Below are 20,431 nucleotides of genomic sequence, written 5' to 3'. Positions count from 1 at the left end.
AATCATCCCCCGCCGAGCGGGCACGCAAATCCTTTGCGTTTGCCGCGCTGATTGTTAGATTGTGGTTTAACAAAACAATAAGAACTGTTGGTTGACGGGCAGAAGGATAACGAGATGCGGCTGATTTGCCCTAAATGTGATGCGCAGTATGACATCGCGGATGATGTCATTCCCGAGGGCGGACGGGACGTGCAATGTTCCAGCTGCTCTCATACCTGGTTTCAGATGGACAAGCCCAAGATCGCCGGCCGTCCGCTGACCCAGGCCCCGAAGCCGCGCCCCATGACCGGACCAACAGGGCCGGCGGTCAGCGACGGCCCCCGACACAAGCCTGTCGAAGACATGCCGCGAAAGCCATTGGATTCGTCCATCGCCGATATCCTGCGCGAAGAAGCCGCCCGCGAAAAAGAGGTGCAGGCAACCGAAGAGGCGCAGCCGCATCCCAATGAACGAACAGGTCAGACCGCCCGCGAGCGGGCCGAACAGACCCGCCAGCGCATTTCCCGGATCGCCACTGGCGACGAAATCAGCCCTGCCGCCGTCGCCGCCGCGTCAACCGGGGCAGTGCATGGGGCAAATGTGCGCACCATGCCCGGTATTGACGAGATCAACGCAACCCTGCAGGCCCGCGCCCAGGCCAGTGACACATCCGGCCTGACCGAAGAAGAACATGTCGAAGTCGTCAAGCGGCGGGGGTTCCGCCGCGGATTCTTTATGGTGCTGTTATTGATGGCGATCCTGATCACGCCTTACTTCTTTGCCGATCAGATCACCGAAAACCTGCCCCAGACGCAGGATATCATGAACAGCTATGTCGCAACGGTGGATCAGTTGCGGTTATGGCTGAATGAACAGATTCAGGCACTGCAGGGTATGGTCGAGGATATGATGGCCCCGGATGAGGCAGCGCCAGCCGTCGAAGGCGACGCACCCGCGACCGAATAATCAGAACTGATCCAGCAAGCGCCGCAGGTAATCCCGTTCGACCTCTGGCCGGTCCTGTTCGGCTGACCGGCGGCGGATTTCACCCAAGAGTTCTTCGGCCCGGCGGTTGATTTCCTCGCGGCCCAGCATTTCCTGATCAGTGCCCAACTGGCCGGTATTGCCCATTTCGCGGCCCAGCGGGTCGCGCTGGCCGGGTACGGGCCGCCCTGATGCTTCGCCCTGTTCGGACCCTTGCCCCGGTTCGGCGGTCTGGTTTTCGGCAAGCGCCTGCCCCAGTTGACGCATCCCGTTGCGCAATGCGTCCATGGCTTCGGCTTGTCTGTCGATCGCTTCGGCCAGATCACCCTCGCGCAGCGCGTCCTCTGCCCCTTCCATCGCGCCTTCGGCGCGCTCCAGCGACCGGCGGGCAATATCGCCTGCTTCACCGTCGAGGCTGGGCAGGCCGTTGCGTTGGCGTTCCAGCTCGTCGCGCAAGGCGCGTTGACGGTCGGCAAGGCTGCGTTCATCGCCTTCACCGCCGCGCCCATTATCACCCTGCTGGCCACTTTGCCCGTCACGGCCGACGCCCTGCCCCTGCCCCTGTCTGCCATCCTGACCGGGCTGCTGCCCGTTCTGGCCTTGCTGGCCGGGCTGATTCTGGCCGGGCTGCTGCCCTTGCTGGCCCTGTTGCCCTTGCTGACCGGGTTGTTGCGGTTGACCGGGCTGGCCCTGCTGGCCGGGGTTGAATTGTTCCTGCAGATCGCGGAAGGCGTCATCTGACAGGTCTTCCTGATCGCGCAGCGTCTCGGCAAGGTCCTGCATGGATTGCTGGCCCGGGGTCTGCGGCCCGTCGCCACCTTCGCCGCGCGTCACGCGCATGTTTTCCATCATCTCGTTGAGCTGTTCCATCAGCTCTTGCGCCTCGGCCATCCGGCCTTCCTGCATCAGCTCCTCGATCCGGTCCATCAGCGCCTGCAATTCGTCCATGGACATTTCGGTGCTGTTGCCGGCCATGTCGCGCTGATCGGTGCCATCCTCGCCCGGCTCCGCCTCTTCGGCCAGCATGCGCATGTAGTCGTTCGTGGCCTCGCGCAATTCCTGCATCAGTTCGGCGATTTCTTCGTCCGAGGCGCCGTTGCGCATCGCCTCGGCTAGCCGCTCCTGTGCCCGTTCCAGACGCGCGCGGGCATCGGCCAGACGCCCGTCTTCAAGTTGGATGGCAAGATCCCAGAGGGCCTGCACAATCTCGGCCTGCCCTTCATCGTTCATGCCGAATTCAGCCATGTTATCCAGTCGCCGGATGATCGTGCGCAGCCGCAGATAGGTGGTTTCGTTGGAAAACAGGCCTTCGGGTCTGTGCGACATGGCGCGCAGGATCTGGTTGATGCGTGGAGCATTAGCCTTGGACCACATCAGGTCGCGCCGCTGTTCGATGACCGCCTTGGCGAAGGGTTGGAAAAACCGCCGACCGGGCAGGATCAGCTGTTCGGACGGGGTCTGCGCGGTTTGATCGGACGCATCCGTCACCGCAAGCTGCATGGTCACGGGCAGATTGGCCAATGGATGCTCGCTGAGGTTCTCGATCAGGAATTCCTCGAAATCGGAGCGGTCGCCGGTAAAGGGCATCGGCAGGTCGAGCACCAGCGGTTCCATCGGATCAGGGTCGATGACCAGCCCATGGGCCCGGTCCACCGATGCGAGATCGAGTGTGATGGTCGCGGTCCCGGATTCGACACCGTAATCGTCGGTTGCGGTAAAGGGCTGCGATAGCTCGCCGCCTGCATCCGCTTCAATCGGGCCAGTCATCTCGACGGTCGGGGGCTGGTCGGCGATAGCGGTCACTGCCCAGCTAACCCCATTGGGCCCTTCAACAGACAGGCTGCCCGATTGGGTGATTTCAAAGCTTTGTTGCGCCTCAGATGCGGCCCCCACCTCGCCCACGCGGCCTGATACTGTTTCGGCCACGGTCAGCGCGCCAACCTCACCATAAAGACGCAGGGTGACCTGGCTGCCCTCAGGCACACGCAACGGGCCTTCAGGGACATCGTTAAGGTAGATGGACGGCTTGCCAGTATAAGCAGGCGGTTCGACCCAGCCTTCCCAGACCGGACCGCTGGCCAATGTCGGTTCGCCGCCGGTGACGATTTCGCCAACCGATCCGACCCGCCAGAGCGACCCAAACAGCAACGCGGTGACAAAGAAGAGCAATGCGATAAATCGCAAACCGTAAGGGTCACGGTCCGAAACCCGTAAATCCGGCTCCACAGCGCGGGCGGATTTGGTCCGTTCCGCCATGCGGGCCACATGGGCGCGCCACACGGCTTCAGACGCGGCATCGCCGCTGCCAATCGCCTGGGTGTCGGCGATGGCCGCAATGGGGCGGCCTGGCATGGCCGCATCGACCCGTTCAACCGCCTCAACGCGCGAGGGCACACGGAACCTGCGCGCACCCCAGATCAGGGCGGCCAGAAACGCCAGCACAGACACGACCGCAGCGCCCCAGAAAACCTCAAGCGGCAGATCATCCTGCCAACCCATCATCAAAGGGGCCATAATCAGAAACGCAACCGTCCAGAGCGGCCAGAAAGCCCGCACCACCTGCTCGGCGATCATGCCTGCCCGCGTGACTGCCACCGGCAGGCGCAAATGGCGCATCTGGTCAGGTTGGTCCTTCAGCGGGCCTCTCCCTCGGTTCTGGCTAGGTCAGCCATGGCGGCAGTGTATCGCGCGCGATCATGTCTTCATAGGTAGGGCGTGCGCGAATAACTGCAAATTGATCTCCGTCCACAAGCACCTCTGGGATCAGTGGGCGCGAGTTGTATTCAGACGACATAACCGCACCATACGCCCCTGCAGACCGAAAAGCGATCAGGTCATCGGCCTGCACCGGCGGCATTTCGCGCGCTTTGGCAAATGTGTCGCCGCTTTCGCAGACAGGGCCGACGATATCGTATTTGGCGGGTTCGGTGCCGGGGGCCGGTTCGATCACTGGCACGATATCATGCCAGGCTTCGTACATGGCAGGGCGGATCAGATCATTCATCGCGCCGTCGATGATCAAAAATTCCCGGTCTTCGCCGGATTTCACATAGATCACCTTTGACACCATCAGCCCGGCATTTCCGGAAATCAGCCGCCCCGGCTCAATCTCAATCTCGCAACCCAGATGGCCGACGGTGCGCTGGATCAACGCGCCGTAATCGGTGGGCAGCGGCGGTGCGGTGTTCGAGCGGGCATAGGGAATGCCCAGGCCCCCACCCAGATCAAGGCGGCTGATCTCGTGCCCATCGGCGCGCAACTGTTCGGTCAGTTCGGCGACCTTTTTGTAGGCGGCCTCGAACGGTTCCAGTTCGGTCAGCTGTGATCCGATATGCACATCGATCCCGATCACCTTCAGGCCCGGCATCTTGGCGGCCATCGCGTAGACCTCGCGGGCGCGGCTGATCGGGATGCCAAATTTGTTTTCGGACTTGCCGGTCGCGATCTTGGCATGGGTTTTGGCGTCAACATCCGGGTTCACCCGTACGGTGATCGGGGCGACCATGCCCAGCGATTGCGCAACCTGATCCAGCACGATCATCTCCGGCTCGCTTTCCACGTTGAACTGGCGGATGCCGCCCTGCAATGCGGTACGCATTTCGTCCGCCGTTTTGCCGACCCCCGAAAACACGATGCGGTCGCCGGGCACACCAGCGGCACGGGCGCGCATGTATTCACCGACCGACACCACATCCATGCCAGCCCCGGCATTGGCCAGCACCTTGATCACCGCCTGATTGGACAGCGATTTCATCGCGTAGCAGACCAGATGGTCGGCCCAATCCAGCGCCTCGTCAAACAGCTTGAAATGCCGGGTCAGGGTGGCGGTGGAATAGACATAAAACGGCGTGCCCACAGCCGCCGCAATGTCAGCGACGGGCACGTCTTCGGCATAAAGCGCGCCGTCACGATAGAGAAAATGATCCAAGGGTGATGACCTTCAACGATAAACCACCCCGGGACATAGCAGATCGGGATCAAACGCCAACCCTTGTGTGTTGGACTTAAACGCGCACCCTGTGTGGATCACGGATCACGACAATCCGACCGCGCAGGTAGAGGTAAAGCGGCAGACCGCAACTCACCCCAATGCAGAATGTGGCCGGTATGGCGATCAGGCTGAGGTAGTTTTTGTTCTTGAAGGCTTCGGTGATGATCCACAGGGTCAGCGCCACTGCGGCAATCGTCAGATCCCAGACCAGCCCGCTGGTCGCGGCATTGGCGTGCCAGGCGTCCACCATAGCCATCAGGTTCCAGCCGTTTTCCTGAAACCAGCTGATGAAATAATACATCGGGTGGATCGTGCCCCAGATCGCGAGCAGCAGGAAAACCGCGCGCATCAGAAGCCCACCCCGACAGAAACGGTGCCATTGCTGGCGCCCACGGTCGTGCTGGTGCTGACCCCGCCCGATCCGATGCCGACCCCGACACTGGCATTGGGGGTAAAGGGGGCCCCATCGGCCCCACATCCGGCCAGACCAATCAGGCCCAAAATCAACGCGATACGTTTCATTTCAAAGCTTCCTTCCAATGGGCCACCCGGGCGCGGACCTGCGACGGGGCCGTTCCCCCATAGCTTGTGCGGGACGCGACAGAGTTTTCAACCCCCAGCGCATCAAACACATCCGCCCTGATGCCATCATGCACGGTTTGCATATCCTCCAGCGTCAGATCGGGCAGGTCACAGCCCTTGCCTTCTGCCATCGCGACCAGCGATCCGGTCACGTGATGCGCGTCCCGAAACGGTAGCCCAAGTTCGCGGACCAGCCAATCGGCAAGGTCGGTCGCTGTCGAAAATCCGCTGGCGGCGGCGGCTTTCAAGTTGGCGCGGTTGGCGGTCATATCCGCCACCATCCCGGTCATCGCGGCCAGCGCCAACATCAGGTTGTCGGCGGCATCGAATGTCTGTTCCTTGTCTTCCTGCATGTCCTTGGAATAGGTCAGCGGCAGCCCCTTCATCACGGTCATCAGGGCGACATTGGCCCCGAAAATCCGCCCTATCTTGGCGCGGATCAGCTCCGCCGCGTCGGGGTTGCGTTTTTGCGGCATGATGGACGACCCGGTGGACCATTTGTCCGACATCTTGACGAACCGGAACTGGGCCGAGGACCAGATCACCAGTTCTTCGGCCAGACGCGACAGGTGCATCGCGCAGATGCTGGCGCTGGCTAGGAATTCCAGCGCGAAATCACGGTCCGCCACCGCATCCAGCGAATTGGCCATGGGTCCGTCAAAGCCCAGCGCTTGCGCAGTCATGTCCCGATCAATCGGGAATGAGGTGCCAGCGAGGGCCGCGCAGCCCAGGGGCGATACGTTCATCCGCTTGCGCGCATCCGCAAAGCGGGACCGGTCGCGTGCGAACATTTCGACATAGGCCAGCATATGATGGCCCCATGTCACCGGCTGGGCGGTTTGCAAATGGGTGAAACCAGGCATGACCCAATCCGCCCCGGCCTCTGCCTGACCAAGCAGCGCCTTTTGCAGCGCGCTGAGCGCCTCATCTGCCTGATCGCATTGATCGCGGACCCAAAGCCGGAAATCAACCGCCACCTGATCGTTGCGCGACCGGGCCGTGTGCAAACGGCCCGCCGGTTCGCCGATCAGTTCTTTCAGCCGTGCCTCCACATTCATGTGGATGTCTTCGAGCGCCGTGGAAAACGCAAAATCCCCGGTTTCAATCTCTGACAATACAGTGAGCAGACCTTCCCGGATCGCCTTTGCATCGTTATCGCTAATGATGCCTGTGGCGGCCAACATGGCGGCATGGGCGCGTGAGCCTGCGATGTCCTGCGGTGCCAGGCGTCGGTCATACCCGATCGAGGCGTTGATTGCCTCCATAATCGCGTCTGGTCCGGCGGCAAAACGCCCGCCCCACATTGTGTTCGCGGATTTGGTCATAAAGGATACGTCTCATGCGGAAGTTACTGTCAGCCCTGCTTTATACGGCCATCGCAGCCGTTGCAAACGCAGGCCACGCCGATGATATCTCCGCATTGCGCGAAGGCGATATGCGCAAGCTGATCGTACACAGCGCACCGGTTGCGGGGTCTGACGTGCCTTTCACAGCCGAGGATGGCAGCGAAATGACCTTGGCCGCCTATGAAGGCAAATATGTGGTTCTGAACTTCTGGGCCACCTGGTGTGCGCCCTGCCGCAAGGAAATGCCGATGCTGTCGGCCATGCAGGCGCACCTGAGGGGTGACACGTTCGAAGTGGTCACGATAGCGACAGGTCGGAATCCGCGTCCCGCAATGGAACGGTTCTTTGCCGAAATCGAGGTGGACAATCTGCCGCTGCATACGGATGCACGGCAATCGCTGGCGCGCAGTCTTGGCATTCTGGGTCTGCCGGTCACGCTGATCCTGAATCCCGAAGGTCAGGAAATTGCCCGGCTTCAGGGGGATGCCGATTGGTCGAGTGACAGCGCATATGCGATTATCGAGGCGCTTCTGGACAACTGAACTGGCATTCCCTGTCCCGATGCCTAACTTGGATGCATGGCCAAGAACACATTGCATCTTTATTATCGCCCTGGGGCTTGCTCTCTCGCCCCGCATATCCTGCTTGAACATATCGGCGCGGACTACACCCTGACCGAAGCACCACGCGATGACAGCTACCGGGCGATCAACCCGACCGGCGCGGTGCCTGCAGTTGACGTTGGGGATGGGGATATACTCACCCAGTGCGACGCCATTCTTCATTTCATTTGCGCCACCCATGACCGGTCTGACCTGACTGGTGGCGATGATGTCCGCCAACAGGCCGAAGTGACGAAATGGTGCGCATTCCTGACGGGCGACTTTCACCCGGCCTTCTTTCCGGTTTTCGTACCGAAACGTTACAGCACCGATCAGAGCGCCGACGCACAACGACATGTGAAGGCCGCTGGATTGGAGCTTGTGAAGAACGGGCTCGGCCTGATCGACACACATCTGTCAGGCCGCAATACCTTTGTCGGAAACGGACTGACGGTTGTGGATTTCTATGCCGTGCCAATGTTGCGATGGGCGGCACACAGCCTGCCAGATGGGCTGGCCCCATGGCCTGCCACAGATGCCTTTTATCAGCAGCTTTGTGACCATCCGGCGGTCAGATCAGCCATGCAGGCTCAGGGGATTGCGCCATGATCAACGAACCTTCCGCATTGACCCAACAGGTGGAAAAGATGGAGTCCGCAATAGGTCGGGGCGACTGGAACGCCGCGCGCGATTTTTTCACGCCCGATGTTCAATACCGCGTCGGCCATCGCGCCCCTGTCACGGGCATCGACGGTATCCGCAACTATATGGACTGGCAGACGCAGCGCGTGCGTTGGGACGGGCACACGATCCATATGATGTTCAGCCGCAATGATACCGCGATTTTCGAGGTCACGTCGCATTTCACGCGTATTGCGGATGGCGCATCGCTGGATGTGCCGTGCACGGATATCTATCGGTTCAAAGGCAACAAGATCGCCGATTGGCGTGTTTATTCAGACACAAGCGCCTTTGGCGCCTGAACGTCATCGGTATTTTGACCCAAGCCGGTCTTTCGGCTTCAGGCCCGACCTGCTGTCGCTGACAGCAATAGCGGATCGATCCCCAGCACTTTCAGCGCGGCGGTCCATTTATGTTCGTTGGCCCTGCCAAAAACGATGTCGTCGCGTGGATCACAGGTGAGCCAGCCGTTCTGGGCAATCTCGGATTCCAGTTGGCCCGGTCCCCAACCGGCATAGCCCAGTGCAAGCATCGACGCTTTGGGGCCCTTGCCCTTCCCGATATCCTCTAGCACGTCCATGGTCGCGGTCATGCCGATCCGGTCGTCGACCTGCAGCGTGCCAATTTCGGACCGGTAATCGATGCTGTGCAAAACAAAGCCGCGCGCATGATCCACAGGCCCACCAAAATGGACCCGGATATCACGTACGCCCGGTGCTCGGTCGATGCCCAGCTGATCCAGAAGATCGCCAAACTGGATGTCCACCTGCGGCTTGTTCACGATCAAACCCATGCCGCCATCATCGGAATGGGCGCACATGTAAATCACACTCTGGGCAAAGCGGGGATCACCCATATCCGGCATCGCGATCAGCAGTTTCCCGGCAAGATTCGTTGATTCCGTTTTCATGTTAACTAAAATGAGCCTCCCCTTTGGCTGACGCAAGAGGCAACCTGATAGGGCCTCTCCCAAACGTGACTTCCCATTACATCGCCAATGCTTAAGTAAGCTTTCATGCGCAAAAAGATGCTGACAGCCCTGTTTTTCCTTGCTTTGCCCGTCGCTGTGGTTGCGGGGCCTTTTGATGATCTCGCTACGGTTGAGGTGCTGCCGGGGTGGCGGGCGGCCAATGGCGATCACATCGCGGGTCTGCGCATTACCCTTGAGGAAGGCTGGAAAACCTATTGGCGCGCGCCGGGCGACGCGGGCATTCCGCCGCAGTTTTCATTTGCCAGTTCTGACAACATCACCAGCGTGACACCGCACTGGCCGGTGCCACAGATTTTTGACCAGAACGGGATGCGGTCCATCGGATATACCGACAGTGTCGTGGTGCCGATCACCGTGGCCAGCGCCGATACTGACGCCCCGATCCAGATCAGCGGCGACCTGCATATCGGCGTGTGCGAAGATATCTGCATTCCTGTCAGCCTCAGCTTCAACGCCATGCTGCCCGTCACCGGCAGCCGCGATACATCCATCGCCGCCGCATTGATCGACCGCCCGCTGAACCGGGACGAGGCCAATGTAGGTGCTGTCACCTGTGCCATTGCCCCAATCAGTGACGGGCTGCGCGTGACCACGGCGATTGACCTGCCTGCCACGGGCACGTCAGAGGTTGTCGTGATCGAAACCGCCGATCCGCTGGTCTGGGTGTCAGAGGCGGATGTGGCCCGCACCGGCGACCGGCTGCTGGCAACCGTCGATATGGTTCATACCAGCGGCGTTGCCTTTGCGCTGGACCGGTCGGCGATGCGCATCACTGTGCTGGGCAGCCAGAGCGCTGTCGATATTCGCGGCTGCAGTGCAGGCTAGGCCCGGCGCCGCAAGCCCATGGTCAGCGCGGCGCTGACATAGATCGCCAGCAGGATCACCGCCAGCCCCGCGACAAACACCCCGAACGCCGGGACAAACCCGCCATTGAGCATCGGCAGCAGGTCTGCGGCCGGTCCCCATGCGGCACCGGTCAAAAGCACCGGTGCGACGGTCACAGCGAACAGCGCCAGCGCCAGTGCAGCCCCCAGCCCCGCCGGTGCCCACATGCCAAAATGCCGCCCGCGCAGCGCCCGCTTGGCCGATTGCACCTGTTTGCGGATGTCCTGCTGCATCGCCATCAGCGATGGCACCACCAGCAGCACAAGGAACATGCCAGCGCCCAGACCAAAGACCAGCGTGATCACCGTGGGTTTCAGGAACTCGGCCTGATTGGATCCTTCGTAAAGCAGCGGCATCAGGCCCAACACCGTCGTCAGTGTGGTCAGCATCACCGGGCGCAGCCTGTCTGCGGCCCCATCGATGATTGCAGGCACCAGCCCCCGATCCTGTGCGTATTCGTCCACGGTCGTGACCAGCACAATACTGTCATTGATGATGATCCCCACCATCCCGATCATGCCGACAACGGTGAACATGCTCAGCGGGACATCCCAGACATAATGACCATAGATCGTTCCGATCAGGCCAAACGGAATGATAGCCATGACCACCACGGGCCGGGTCCAACTGCTGAAGATCCACGCCAGCGTCAAGTAAATGCCAAGCAGAACAAGGATCAGGCCAGTGCGCGCATCGGCCAGGAACCTGTCCTCCTGCTCGCTCAGCCCGGCCAATTGGGTTTCGATACCGAAATTCGTCTCGATCCGGGGCAGGATGTCATCATTGATGATCTGCTGGATTTCCGTCGCCCGGTCCGCGTTTTCATCATCCAGATCCCCTTGGACCGAGATCAGTTGGATCCCGTTTTCACGGCGTACGGTGGAAAACCCTGTCCGGCTTTGCACCGTGACCACATCGGCCAGCGGGACATAGAAGCCTTCGCCGGTGCGGATCTGGGTCCGGTCCAGAAAATCCGCCGACAATTCACCATCCGGCAGTTCCACCCGGATTGTGGCGGAGCGTGCGCCATCGGGATAGGTCGCGGCCTCGATCCCGCCCAGACGGTCGCGCAGCACGCGGCCCAGCCCGTCAATACTCAGCCCCAACGCCTGACCCTGCGGGGTCAACTCGAGGATCAGTTCTTCCTTGTCGTAGGCCAGCGTGTCCTCAAGCCCCGAAATTTCGGAGAACTGCAGCAGTTCGGTTTTCAGGGCCTCGGCGGCGGCTTTCAGGGTCTCGCTATCGGCACCGAACATCTGGATATCAAGGCTATCACCCCCCGGCCCCGACCCCCAACTGCGAAAGCTGACCGTTTCGGCCAGCGGGTGCTGGCGGATGCTATCCTGCAATTCGCTGACAAAGGCAAAGCTGGTATAGGGGCGGCTGTCGGCATCGATCAGTTCAATCGTGATCGACCCCAACTGATCGGCGTCCTTGGTTTCAGACCCGGCAATCGCGCGGCCCGAATTGCCGCCGACCTCGGCCACCACGAATTTCAGCGGGTTCAACCCGTGCTGTTCCTGGTATTGCGCGCCCAGCGCCTCGGTCGCGCGCTGCATCTCGCGCATCATTTCCAGCGTATCTTCGCGGGTGGCACCGGGCAGCATGGCGAAATTGCCGGTCACCTGCGATTGTTCGGGCGCGTTGAAAAAGCGCCAGTTCACGTCGCCTTTGATGAAAAGGGCCACCTGACTGGCCAGCGCCACAAGCGCGAAGGCAAAGACCGGATAACGCGCCCAGATCACGAACCCCATGAAGGGCCGGAACAGCGTGTCGCGGAACCAGTCAAAGCCGCGATTGACCGTCCGCGAGGGCCAGTCATACCAGTGATCCTTGGCCGAATGCAGCATCGAATGGGCCAGATGGTTCGGCAGGATGATAAAGCATTCCACCAGACTGGCGGTCAGAACCACGATGACGGTGAACGGGATATCGGCGATCAGGTCACCAAACCGCCCGCCGATGATCACCAGACCGAAAAACGCGATGATCGTCGTCGTCGTTGCCGAAAAGACCGGGCTGAACATCCGCTTTGCCGCGTTTTCAGCCGCGACCGTGGGATGTTCGCCCAATTGTCTGACCCTGAAATCGGCATGTTCACCCACCACAATCGCGTCATCCACCACGATCCCCAGCGTGATGATCAGCGCAAAAAGCGAGATCATGTTGATCGTGATCCCCACCGCATACATCAACGCAATCGCCGCCAGCATCGCAACGGGGATACCGGCGGCCACCCAAAACGCCGTGCGCGCGTTCAGGAACAAAAACAACAGGGCGACCACCAGCATCAGACCGGTCAGCCCGTTGTCGAGCAGGATATCCAGACGCCCTGTGATGAATTCCGCCCGGCCATTGGTCAGGGCGATCGACACACCCGCAGGCAGGGATGCGGTCAGTTGATCTGCGACCTCCTCGACCGTTTCCTGCATCCCGATGGCGTCGCCCTGGGCGGATCGCAGCACCCTGATCTTGATCGCCGGGTCCTCGCCCACAAAATAGGCGCGTTCGCGATCCACACCTTCAACCCGGATCGTGGCCACATCGGCGATGGTCAGCTTCGACCCATCGGGGTTCGACCGCAGCACAATCGCGCCGATATCATCCGCCGTCCGCTTGGCCACCCCGGTGCGCACCCGCGCGTTCGATGACACATCACCCGCCGGATCGGCCTCGGCCTCTTCCGCGATGCGGGCGGCGATATCGGACATGCCGATGTCGTGTTCGATCAGCGACAGCGACGGAACCTCGACAATGGTCGATGGGGCCGCCACCCCCTGAATGACGACGCGAGTGACACCTTCGGCGAACAGCCGTGTCGACATTTCATCGGCAAACCGGCCCAGTTGATCCACGCTGACCGGGCCGGTGATCACCACATCGGTGACCCTGTCAGACCAGCCGCCGCGGCGCACGCCGGGGTCCTCGGCGTCTTCGGGCAGGTTGCTGGTGCCATCCACGGCCAGTTGCACATCCTCCGCCGCGCGGTCGATGTCATAGCCCGGTTCAAACTCCAGCCTGATGCGCGCTTGCCCTTCCGTTGAGGTGGCCGAGGATGAGGTCACACCCTCGACCCCCAGCAAAACAGGTTCCAGCACCTGCACGATGGCGGCGTCCACATCTTCGGCCCCAGCGCCCTGCCAAGTGACAGAAACAGTCAGATCATCAACCACCACATCAGGAAAGAACTGCGCCCGCATGTTGGGAAAGGCGAAAAGCCCCGCCGTGATCATCAGGACCAGCAGCAGGTTCGCCGCCGTCTTGTGCCGCGTGAAATAGGACAGGATGCCGCCTGCGCTTGCCGTCAGTTTGTCGCCCCCGGTTGCCATCAGCTGCCCATCCGGCTTTCAAGCCGGGCGACCGTTTCGGATGACACCTGTTCCTGTTCCAGCTGGCCGATGATGCGCGCCTTGACCTCTTCCGGCATGCGGCCCTCGGTGACGAATGTGATCAGCTTGGCCCGGCGGTCGGCGTCCAGCGTGATCATTTCCGGCTCTGCCGGTGCCTTTGCCCCGCCGGGGCGGATCGGACGCACCTTGATCCCTGCGCCCAACAAGGGCGAGCGTTCGGCGACAATGGTCTGCCCTTCCAGGTCGCCCACAGCGATGATCACGTCGTCGCCCTGACGGCGCAACAGGCGGACCTGACCGCTCTGCAGCCGGTTGTCGGCATCCACGATCAGCACGGTTTCATCCGGGGCCACGGCGGTGGACGGCACCAATGCGACATTATCGAGAGGTGGTTCGTCAATGCTGACGGTCACGAAATCACCGGGGCGAAACCCCGGCGCCGCATCCAGACGAGCAAACAGCAGACGGCCTGTCTGGCCCGCACCAACGGCGGCCCCTTCGCGGGTGATTTGGCCGGTCGCGGCAAGGTTCACGCCGGACACATCCAACGCCACACTGACGGGGGCATTGATCAGGGTGCCATTGCCATCCAGAAGCCGGGCATATTGCGAGGTTGAGACGCGGAACGCGACCTCCAACCGGGTCGGATCAACCAGTTGGGCAAAGCGTTCATTGGCGGTCACCCGGCCACCGGGGCTGATGGTGACGTCCGCCAGCGTGCCATCAAAGGCGGCGCGCACTTCAGTATCCGTCACGTCGCGTTCTGCCTCGGCCAGGCTGATACGCTCACGGGCAAGCCGGGTCGTGGCCTGATCAATCCGCGCCTCGGCCGATGCCACGGCCTGCCGGCGCGTGAGTACCGCCGCCTGCGCGGTTGATGCGGCGAGTTCCGCAGTTTCAACCGCAGCCGCCGTGCCTACGCCCCGTTCCTGCAGATCGCGCGCCCGCGCCAGCGCCTGATCGCGCAGCGTGGCCTGCGCGCGGGCCGCGGTCAGTTCATCCTGTTCCAGCAGCAGCGAGCGTTCGGCATCACGCAATTCCGCCTCTGCATCCTGCAGATCAGCGCGAACACGGTCCAGCGCGCCCTCAGCCTCGACCGGGTCGATGCGCAGCAACAGCTGGCCTTGGGTCACGGTGCCGCCTTCAACCAGTGCTTCGCTGGCCTCTAGCACTGTGCCACCCGTCGCACTGCGCAGATCAAGCGTGCGCTGGCTGCGCAATTCGCCGAAAACCGTCAGTTCCGGGGTGATGGTCTGCGCTTCAAGCGTGACGACATTGACCGCAAATTCGCGCTCGCGCTGGGGGAAGCTACGAGGTTCTTCGTTCATCCGCGCAGTGACGGCATCACGCACCATATTGCCCGCCCAGGCGATCAGCACCAAAGTGACCGCCAGTAGAAAAACGCCCATCAGGCTGCGACGCAGGAAACGCATATCAGAGGTCCTTGTTTGAGCCCTTAAACCTAGGCCCGGCGATATCTACGTCCAGTTATACGCAGATCGTCGTCACTTCCGGCGCAAATGTTCGTCAAGACGTGGCATGATTTCAACAAAATTGCAGGGTCGGTGGCGATAATCGAGCTGTTTGAGAAGGATTTCATCCCACGCATCCTTGCACGCGCCGGGGCTGCCGGGCAGCGCAAACAGATAAGTGCCTTGTGCCACACCTGCGGTCGCCCGGCTTTGCACAGCACTGGTCCCGATCTTTTGCATGCTGACGATGGTGAAAACCGTGCCGAAGGCATCGATTTCCTTTTCATAGACGTCCCTGTGCGCCTCGACCGTGACATCGCGCCCGGTCAACCCGGTCCCCCCGGTCGAAATCACCACATCCACGCTGTCATCGGCGCACCACGCCCGCAACTGGCTCGCAATCTGGTCCCGTTCATCGGCGATGATCTTGCGATCCGCCAAATGGTGACCGGCAGCTTCGATCCGGTCCACAAGCGTTTGCCCGGATTTGTCATCCGCCAATTGGCGCGTATCGCTGACGGTCAGCACCGCAATGCGGACCGGCAGGAATTCCATGCTTTCATCAATGCGGCTCATGTGCGGCTGTCCCATGCCAGTTTGCCGGCCAGTCCTATGAAGATCGACTCGCAGACATAACGCAAGACCCGTTCGATCCGCATATCGCGCACCATGGCCCGCCTGATCCCGCCAGCGAAATAGCCCACCGTCCCGTTGACCACGAAACCGCCGATCGACAAGGCCGCCCCGCCCCGCATGCCCTGTGCGAGGCAAAACATCATATCCGCCCCGGGCGTCAGGTTCAGCGCAAGCGCGGCAGGCAGTAAAGCCAGCAGAACAAGCGGATCAACAAGCATCACAGGCTCTCCACTTCAATATCATCCTTCAAACCAGTTCACGGTGGGGCCGAGGTTGTGCACCTTGGTCCGCCCGATTGTCCCGCCTTGCCCCCAGCTGTCATGGATATGGCCGCAAAAGACGTATTTCGGCGACAGGCGCACGATGGCATCACGCAGGGCGGTGGACCCCACGGACATCCCCGCCGAGGTCTGGTCGACCACGCCTTTCGGGGGCGAATGGCTGACGATGATGTCGGCATGTTTGCACTGCTTCAGCATGGTTTCGGCCTGCGTTTCGGTCATGTCGCAGGACCATGATCCGAAAGGGGTCACCGGGATACCATAGCCGATACCGAAAATATCCAGCCCATCCACATGCGCCGATTGGCCATGCAGAACATCAATGTCCGGCCCGGCGGCGGCGCGCAGTTCATCCGCGCTTTCGGCGTTACCGGGGACGGCCACAAACGGGCATTTGATCCCATCCAGCAGGGTCATCGCCTGGTCCAGACCCTCGCGATGATTACAGAAATCGCCCGCCCCGATGACGATATCGGCCCTTGTGCTGGCCTCCACAATCGCGGCCGCGCGGTTGCGGGCCAGATGCAGGTCGGAAAACGCCAGTATCTTCATCCCCGCAGCCTCGCGTTTAGCTCCAGCAGGTCGGCCCACGCCTCGCGCTTGGCAATCGGGTTGCGCAGCAGATAGGCGGGATGGAACATCGGCAGGGTCGGTTTGCCCAGAACGTCAACCCATGCCCCCCGCATCCGCGTGATTCCGGTGCGTCCCAGAAGCGCCTGACAGGGCGTGTTGCCCATCAGGACCAGCACATCAGGATCGGCCAGCGCGATATGGCGCTCCAGAAACGGCAGCATCATCGCAATCTCGGCCTTGTCAGGCGTCCGGTTGGACGGCGGGCGCCACGGCAACACGTTGGTGATATATACCGCACGCGCGGCATCATCATGCCCACGCCCGAGGTTGACCGCATCCAGCATCCGGTCCAAGAGCTGCCCGGCCCGCCCCACAAAGGGTTTGCCGGCCCGGTCCTCTTCCCGCCCCGGGGCTTCGCCCACGATCATCACGCGGGCCGTGGGCTGGCCATCACAGAACACGAAACTGCGCGCGCCCTTTTTCAGTTCGCAATGCTCGAACGCCTCCATCGCGGTGGCAAGCGCGGGCAAATCAGCGGCACCCGCCGCAGCTGCACGGGCGATGGCGACGGCGTCTACGTCCTCGGCCACCGGCACAGGCGGTGGCGCGACAGGTTGCGCGGCTTCCTTCGGCTTCGGCTTGACCGCCTCAAGCGCATAGCGGTCAACCGGCGCATCCTGAATGGCATCAGTGACACCCAGTTCCACCTGCCATTCCAGCGCCGCGCGGTCCGCCCAATATGATTGTCCCGAATCCATGCGTCAGAGGTTACGCCGGATCGGCGGGGATGTGCAGTGGGTCCGGCATTGATAGAGACCCCCCGCCTGCCTATAAGTCGGCAAAACCGTTGGAGAGCAGCAAATGACATTCCGCGCCAAGCATCTTCTGGGCATTGAGCCGCTGCATCCCACTGAAATCACGACCCTTCTCGACCTCGCCGACAGCTATGCCGATCATAATCGCAAAGGGATCGCCCATCGCGATGTGCTGGCGGGGCTGACCCAGATCAACATGTTCTTTGAAAACTCGACCCGGACACAGGCCAGTTTCGAACTGGCGGGCAAGCGGCTGGGCGCGGATGTGATGAATATGGGGATGCAGGCCTCATCCATCAAAAAGGGCGAGACGCTGATCGACACCGCCCTGACGCTGAACGCGATGCGGCCGGATTTGCTGGTCGTGCGGCATCCCCATTCGGGGGCCGTCGATCTGCTGGCGCAAAAGGTGAACTGCGCTGTGCTGAACGCCGGTGACGGGCGGCACGAACACCCCACGCAGGCGCTCTTGGATGCGCTGACGATCCGGCGGGCCAAGGGGCGACTGCATCGGCTTTCCATCGCGATCTGCGGCGACATCGCCCATTCCCGCGTGGCCCGGTCCAACATCATGCTGCTTGGCAAGATGGAAAACCGGATCCGGCTGATCGGGCCGCCGACCCTGATGCCATCGGGCATCGCCGATTTCGGGGTAGAGGTGTTCGAGGACATGACCGAGGGTCTGAAGGACGTCGATGTCGTCATGATGCTACGGTTGCAGAAGGAACGGATGGACGGCGGCTTCATCCCCTCCGAACGCGAATATTTCCACCGCTTCGGGCTGGACGCGGCCAAGCTGCGCCATGCCAAACCCGACGCCATCGTCATGCATCCCGGCCCGATGAACCGGGGCGTTGAAATCGACGGCAACATCGCCGACGACATCAACCGGTCGGTCATTCAGGAACAGGTCGAAATGGGCGTCGCCGTGCGGATGGCAGCGATGGAACTGCTGGCACAAAACCTGCGAGTAGTGCGGCAAGAGGTCATGGCGTGAGCCGAAACATTCCTTACCGGCAGGGCGAGGTCACCTTATGGGAAGGCAGACCGGCGCAGAGCTTTCGCTATTCCGGTTTGCACTTTGTCTTTACATTCGTGGGCGGGTTCATGTTGCTGATGATCGCCCCGCCGGTGTTTATGGATGTGACACTGCCGGAACCAATCTGGGCCCGCGTCATCATCGGGGTCATGGTGGTCCATCTTCTGGCACTTATCGTCATGTTTCTTTTTGGCGTACCCTATCTGGACATCCAGCATCGGGCCGCGACCCAATACAAACTGACCAACAAGCGGGCGATGATCATCGACAGCTCGCCCATCAACAGCGTTTTTGTCTATGAGCTTCAGCCCGGTCTGCGCGTTGACCATGTGGCCAAGTCAGACAGTGTCCTGCTGAGCTTCAAGAACAAAACAAAACGAACGATCATGCCCATCGAAACCGACCACCGCTTCACCAAGCTCGGGCGGTATTTTCTATTCTTCAATCAGTTGCTGAACACCGCGGGTTTTCGCTTCATTATAGGTTCGGACGATGTGGCCAAACAGGTCAAAGATGCGATCAAAGACCGACATGCTAAGAAACAGGAAACCGCCGCATGATCAACCGGCTCTTTCAGCCCCCCAAACACGACCGGTGGGATGATTATTTCGAACCGGGCGAGGTGTTGTTGTGGCATGGCCAGCCCGCTCCGGGGATCAAGAACCCGCTTGGCACATTGTTTATGTCCATTTTTGGCATTCCGTTCTTTGCGGGCGGCGTGGCTGTTGCGACCGGTGCGGTCGCATCGCTGACAAGCGGCGGCGTGGGGATCATCATGGGTCTGGTCATGGTCGCCTTTTCCGTTCCGTTTCTATGCGTGGGGGCGGGCCTAACCATCGGCAGCTGGCTTGCCGCGATATACGGCCATCGGTTTACCCGCTACGCGCTCAGCAACAAACGCGCCTATGTGGCCAATTCGTTCTTTCGGCACAGCCTGCAATCCTATCTGATCAGGCCCGATGACATCATTACCCTGATCCAGGGGCGCCATGATGACGTGAAATTCAAGACGGTGCATGAACGTGACAGCGATGGCGACAAGAGAACGAAATCCATCGGCTTTGACGGGATCACCGATGGGCGCGAGGTTTATGCAATGATCCGCAAAATCCAGGCAGAGGCATCATGACGATCCAGATCCCCGAAAATGACTTTGGCCAGATCCGCGTGTTTGCAATCGACGGTCCCTTGTCCAAACCCGTTCTGGACAAGACGCCAGACGGGTTGCGCCAACTTCTGGGCACTGATGCGCTGGACCCGACCTTTATCGATATCGTCAAGGTCGATGATCTCGGCCCGATGCAACTCAGCGACTATATCGCCCAGGGTTATGACATCCCGACCGCCGATCATGACCTTGCGGCCGTGAACGGGATTGAGGGGTTTGCCATCCTGATCCTGTCCAGCGCCGCCGGCGGTCAAGCGGTTACCTTGCGGCCCGCAAACGGGGTCCGGCATATCACCACCTATGTGCCTGACGCCCGGCTGACCCCGGTTCAACCACTGACCGCCAAATCCGCCGAAGGCATCATTGCGGACCCACCGGCCAAACCCGCCAAATCCGACGCCCGGATCGGCGGCATGATCGCCATGTATGCCCTGATCGCGATGTTCCTGCTGGTCGGGCTGATGATCTGGGTGGCGGGGTGACCGATCCGTCGAACATGGATGGGGACGATTGGGCCGGCATCCTCGACCCGGATGAAAAAATCATGTGGCAAGGGCGTCCTGACGGGCGCTTTGTCTGGGAACGGCGGATGTTGCGGCCGGGGCTGTTCGGGGTCGGTTTTGCCGCGTTCGCCACGATCTGGCTTGGTCTGGCCGTATTGGCAGGGGCAGGGATTGAATTTTGGGGCCTTGGGCTGTTATTCATCGCGGTCGGGTTGTGGATCACGGTTCATGCGCTGTTTCAACCAACGTTCCTCAGACGCCGGACTTGGTACACCTTGACTAACAGGCGGGCCTTCGTCGCAACGGACCTGCCGGTCTTCGGCCGCAGTCTGACATCCTATCCGATCAACAGGGGCATACGCATCGACCGGTCTGACCCCGATCGGCCCAGCGTCATTTTCGCCGCGAAAACAATCGACAACGATGATGGTGCCAGGGTCGAACCTATCGGGTTTGAACGGATCGTCGAAGCACAGCATGTGTTCCAGCTGATGCAGGGTATCGAAAAGTAAATGATATACGGCATGACACACCGCTCTGCCTTGTCCTGCCG

At 61.1% G+C, this 20,431-nt stretch carries 21 protein-coding genes and 1 pseudogene; 10 read left to right on the top strand and 12 right to left on the bottom strand.

The window, feature by feature from the left end; translation table 11 throughout:
* Nucleotides 1–114 precede the first annotated feature (114 nt).
* A complete protein-coding gene (locus tag ACFWW2_RS22805; RefSeq protein ID WP_393932203.1) occupies nt 115–945 on the top strand; it encodes a zinc-ribbon domain-containing protein in 831 nt (276 codons plus the stop codon).
* Here ACFWW2_RS22805 and ACFWW2_RS22800 read toward each other — a convergent pair whose 3' ends face one another.
* From ACFWW2_RS22800 to argH, 5 genes are all read right to left on the bottom strand, one after another.
* Nucleotides 946–3,579: a DUF4175 domain-containing protein gene (locus ACFWW2_RS22800; protein WP_393932201.1), complete on the bottom strand. Its 2,634-nt coding sequence runs from the start codon at nt 3,577–3,579 to the stop codon at nt 946–948. It abuts the gene before it with no gap.
* Nucleotides 3,580–3,622: 43 nt separating this feature from the next.
* Nucleotides 3,623–4,891: a diaminopimelate decarboxylase gene (gene lysA / locus ACFWW2_RS22795; RefSeq protein WP_393932199.1), complete on the bottom strand. Its 1,269-nt coding sequence runs from the start codon at nt 4,889–4,891 to the stop codon at nt 3,623–3,625.
* Between the two features lie 76 nt (nt 4,892–4,967).
* Nucleotides 4,968–5,303, bottom strand: a complete 336-nt coding sequence (locus ACFWW2_RS22790; RefSeq protein WP_393932197.1) for a DUF2834 domain-containing protein — start codon at nt 5,301–5,303, stop codon at nt 4,968–4,970.
* Nucleotides 5,303–5,476, bottom strand: a complete 174-nt coding sequence (locus ACFWW2_RS22785) for a hypothetical protein (RefSeq protein ID WP_393932195.1) — start codon at nt 5,474–5,476, stop codon at nt 5,303–5,305. The genes ACFWW2_RS22790 and ACFWW2_RS22785 overlap by 1 nt, the downstream gene beginning before the upstream one ends.
* Nucleotides 5,473–6,861, bottom strand: a complete 1,389-nt coding sequence (gene argH / locus ACFWW2_RS22780) for an argininosuccinate lyase (protein ID WP_393932193.1) — start codon at nt 6,859–6,861, stop codon at nt 5,473–5,475. The genes ACFWW2_RS22785 and argH overlap by 4 nt, the downstream gene beginning before the upstream one ends.
* A gap of 14 nt (nt 6,862–6,875) precedes the next feature.
* On the opposite strand from argH, the gene ACFWW2_RS22775 reads away from it, so the two are divergent.
* The 3 genes from ACFWW2_RS22775 to ACFWW2_RS22765 are packed head-to-tail and all read left to right on the top strand — an operon-like array spanning nt 6,876 to nt 8,467.
* Nucleotides 6,876–7,424 carry a TlpA disulfide reductase family protein gene (locus tag ACFWW2_RS22775; RefSeq protein WP_393932191.1) on the top strand — a complete coding sequence of 183 codons (549 nt, stop codon included), beginning with the start codon at nt 6,876–6,878 and terminating at the stop codon, nt 7,422–7,424.
* Between the two features lie 36 nt (nt 7,425–7,460).
* Complete coding sequence (locus tag ACFWW2_RS22770; protein WP_393932189.1) at nt 7,461–8,093, top strand: glutathione S-transferase family protein; 633 nt, start codon at nt 7,461–7,463, stop codon at nt 8,091–8,093.
* Nucleotides 8,090–8,467 carry a nuclear transport factor 2 family protein gene (locus ACFWW2_RS22765; RefSeq protein ID WP_393932187.1) on the top strand — a complete coding sequence of 126 codons (378 nt, stop codon included), beginning with the start codon at nt 8,090–8,092 and terminating at the stop codon, nt 8,465–8,467. Before ACFWW2_RS22770 ends, ACFWW2_RS22765 begins: the two co-directional genes overlap by 4 nt.
* 38 nt (nt 8,468–8,505) lie before the next feature.
* Here ACFWW2_RS22765 and ACFWW2_RS22760 read toward each other — a convergent pair whose 3' ends face one another.
* Nucleotides 8,506–9,075 carry a YqgE/AlgH family protein gene (locus ACFWW2_RS22760; RefSeq protein ID WP_393932185.1) on the bottom strand — a complete coding sequence of 190 codons (570 nt, stop codon included), beginning with the start codon at nt 9,073–9,075 and terminating at the stop codon, nt 8,506–8,508.
* 105 nt (nt 9,076–9,180) lie between these two features.
* Here ACFWW2_RS22760 and ACFWW2_RS22755 point away from each other — a divergent pair, with 105 nt between their 5' ends.
* Nucleotides 9,181–9,981 (top strand): protein-disulfide reductase DsbD domain-containing protein, encoded by an 801-nt coding sequence (locus ACFWW2_RS22755; RefSeq protein WP_393932183.1) that lies wholly within the window; start codon nt 9,181–9,183, stop codon nt 9,979–9,981.
* Here the strand turns inward: ACFWW2_RS22755 and ACFWW2_RS22750 are convergent.
* The 6 genes and pseudogenes from ACFWW2_RS22750 to ACFWW2_RS22725 form a co-directional block, all read right to left on the bottom strand.
* Nucleotides 9,978–13,370, bottom strand: a complete 3,393-nt coding sequence (locus tag ACFWW2_RS22750) for an efflux RND transporter permease subunit (RefSeq protein WP_393932181.1) — start codon at nt 13,368–13,370, stop codon at nt 9,978–9,980. The genes ACFWW2_RS22755 and ACFWW2_RS22750 overlap by 4 nt on opposite strands.
* Complete coding sequence (locus ACFWW2_RS22745) at nt 13,370–14,824, bottom strand: efflux RND transporter periplasmic adaptor subunit (RefSeq protein ID WP_393932179.1); 1,455 nt, start codon at nt 14,822–14,824, stop codon at nt 13,370–13,372. The genes ACFWW2_RS22750 and ACFWW2_RS22745 overlap by 1 nt, the downstream gene beginning before the upstream one ends.
* A 72-nt stretch (nt 14,825–14,896) precedes the next feature.
* Nucleotides 14,897–15,439: a molybdenum cofactor biosynthesis protein B gene (gene moaB, locus ACFWW2_RS22740; RefSeq protein WP_393932177.1), complete on the bottom strand. Its 543-nt coding sequence runs from the start codon at nt 15,437–15,439 to the stop codon at nt 14,897–14,899.
* Between the two features lie 164 nt (nt 15,440–15,603).
* A pseudogene (locus ACFWW2_RS22735) lies at nt 15,604–15,717 on the bottom strand (LysE family translocator); the annotation flags it as partial.
* 21 nt (nt 15,718–15,738) lie between these two features.
* Nucleotides 15,739–16,332 carry a metallophosphoesterase gene (locus ACFWW2_RS22730; RefSeq protein WP_393932175.1) on the bottom strand — a complete coding sequence of 198 codons (594 nt, stop codon included), beginning with the start codon at nt 16,330–16,332 and terminating at the stop codon, nt 15,739–15,741.
* A complete protein-coding gene (locus ACFWW2_RS22725) occupies nt 16,329–17,111 on the bottom strand; it encodes a uracil-DNA glycosylase (protein ID WP_393932173.1) in 783 nt (260 codons plus the stop codon). The genes ACFWW2_RS22730 and ACFWW2_RS22725 overlap by 4 nt, the downstream gene beginning before the upstream one ends.
* 103 nt (nt 17,112–17,214) lie before the next feature.
* Between ACFWW2_RS22725 and ACFWW2_RS22720 the strand changes: the two genes are divergently transcribed.
* From ACFWW2_RS22720 to ACFWW2_RS22700, 5 genes are read left to right on the top strand one after another with little or no spacing between them, the layout of a single operon-like run.
* A complete protein-coding gene (locus ACFWW2_RS22720; protein ID WP_393932171.1) occupies nt 17,215–18,165 on the top strand; it encodes an aspartate carbamoyltransferase catalytic subunit in 951 nt (316 codons plus the stop codon).
* Nucleotides 18,162–18,767 (top strand): hypothetical protein, encoded by a 606-nt coding sequence (locus tag ACFWW2_RS22715; RefSeq protein ID WP_393932169.1) that lies wholly within the window; start codon nt 18,162–18,164, stop codon nt 18,765–18,767. Before ACFWW2_RS22720 ends, ACFWW2_RS22715 begins: the two co-directional genes overlap by 4 nt.
* Complete coding sequence (locus tag ACFWW2_RS22710) at nt 18,764–19,336, top strand: hypothetical protein (RefSeq protein ID WP_393932167.1); 573 nt, start codon at nt 18,764–18,766, stop codon at nt 19,334–19,336. Before ACFWW2_RS22715 ends, ACFWW2_RS22710 begins: the two co-directional genes overlap by 4 nt.
* Nucleotides 19,333–19,857: a hypothetical protein gene (locus tag ACFWW2_RS22705; RefSeq protein ID WP_393932165.1), complete on the top strand. Its 525-nt coding sequence runs from the start codon at nt 19,333–19,335 to the stop codon at nt 19,855–19,857. Before ACFWW2_RS22710 ends, ACFWW2_RS22705 begins: the two co-directional genes overlap by 4 nt.
* Nucleotides 19,854–20,390 carry an aspartate carbamoyltransferase catalytic subunit gene (locus tag ACFWW2_RS22700; RefSeq protein WP_393932163.1) on the top strand — a complete coding sequence of 179 codons (537 nt, stop codon included), beginning with the start codon at nt 19,854–19,856 and terminating at the stop codon, nt 20,388–20,390. The genes ACFWW2_RS22705 and ACFWW2_RS22700 overlap by 4 nt, the downstream gene beginning before the upstream one ends.
* Nucleotides 20,391–20,431 lie beyond the last annotated feature (41 nt).

This window comes from Yoonia sp. R2-816, assembly GCF_046762905.1.
Lineage (GTDB): Bacteria > Pseudomonadota > Alphaproteobacteria > Rhodobacterales > Rhodobacteraceae > Yoonia.
Note: the sequence above shows the minus strand (reverse complement) of the source record. Positions and strands in the feature narration are given on the sequence as shown.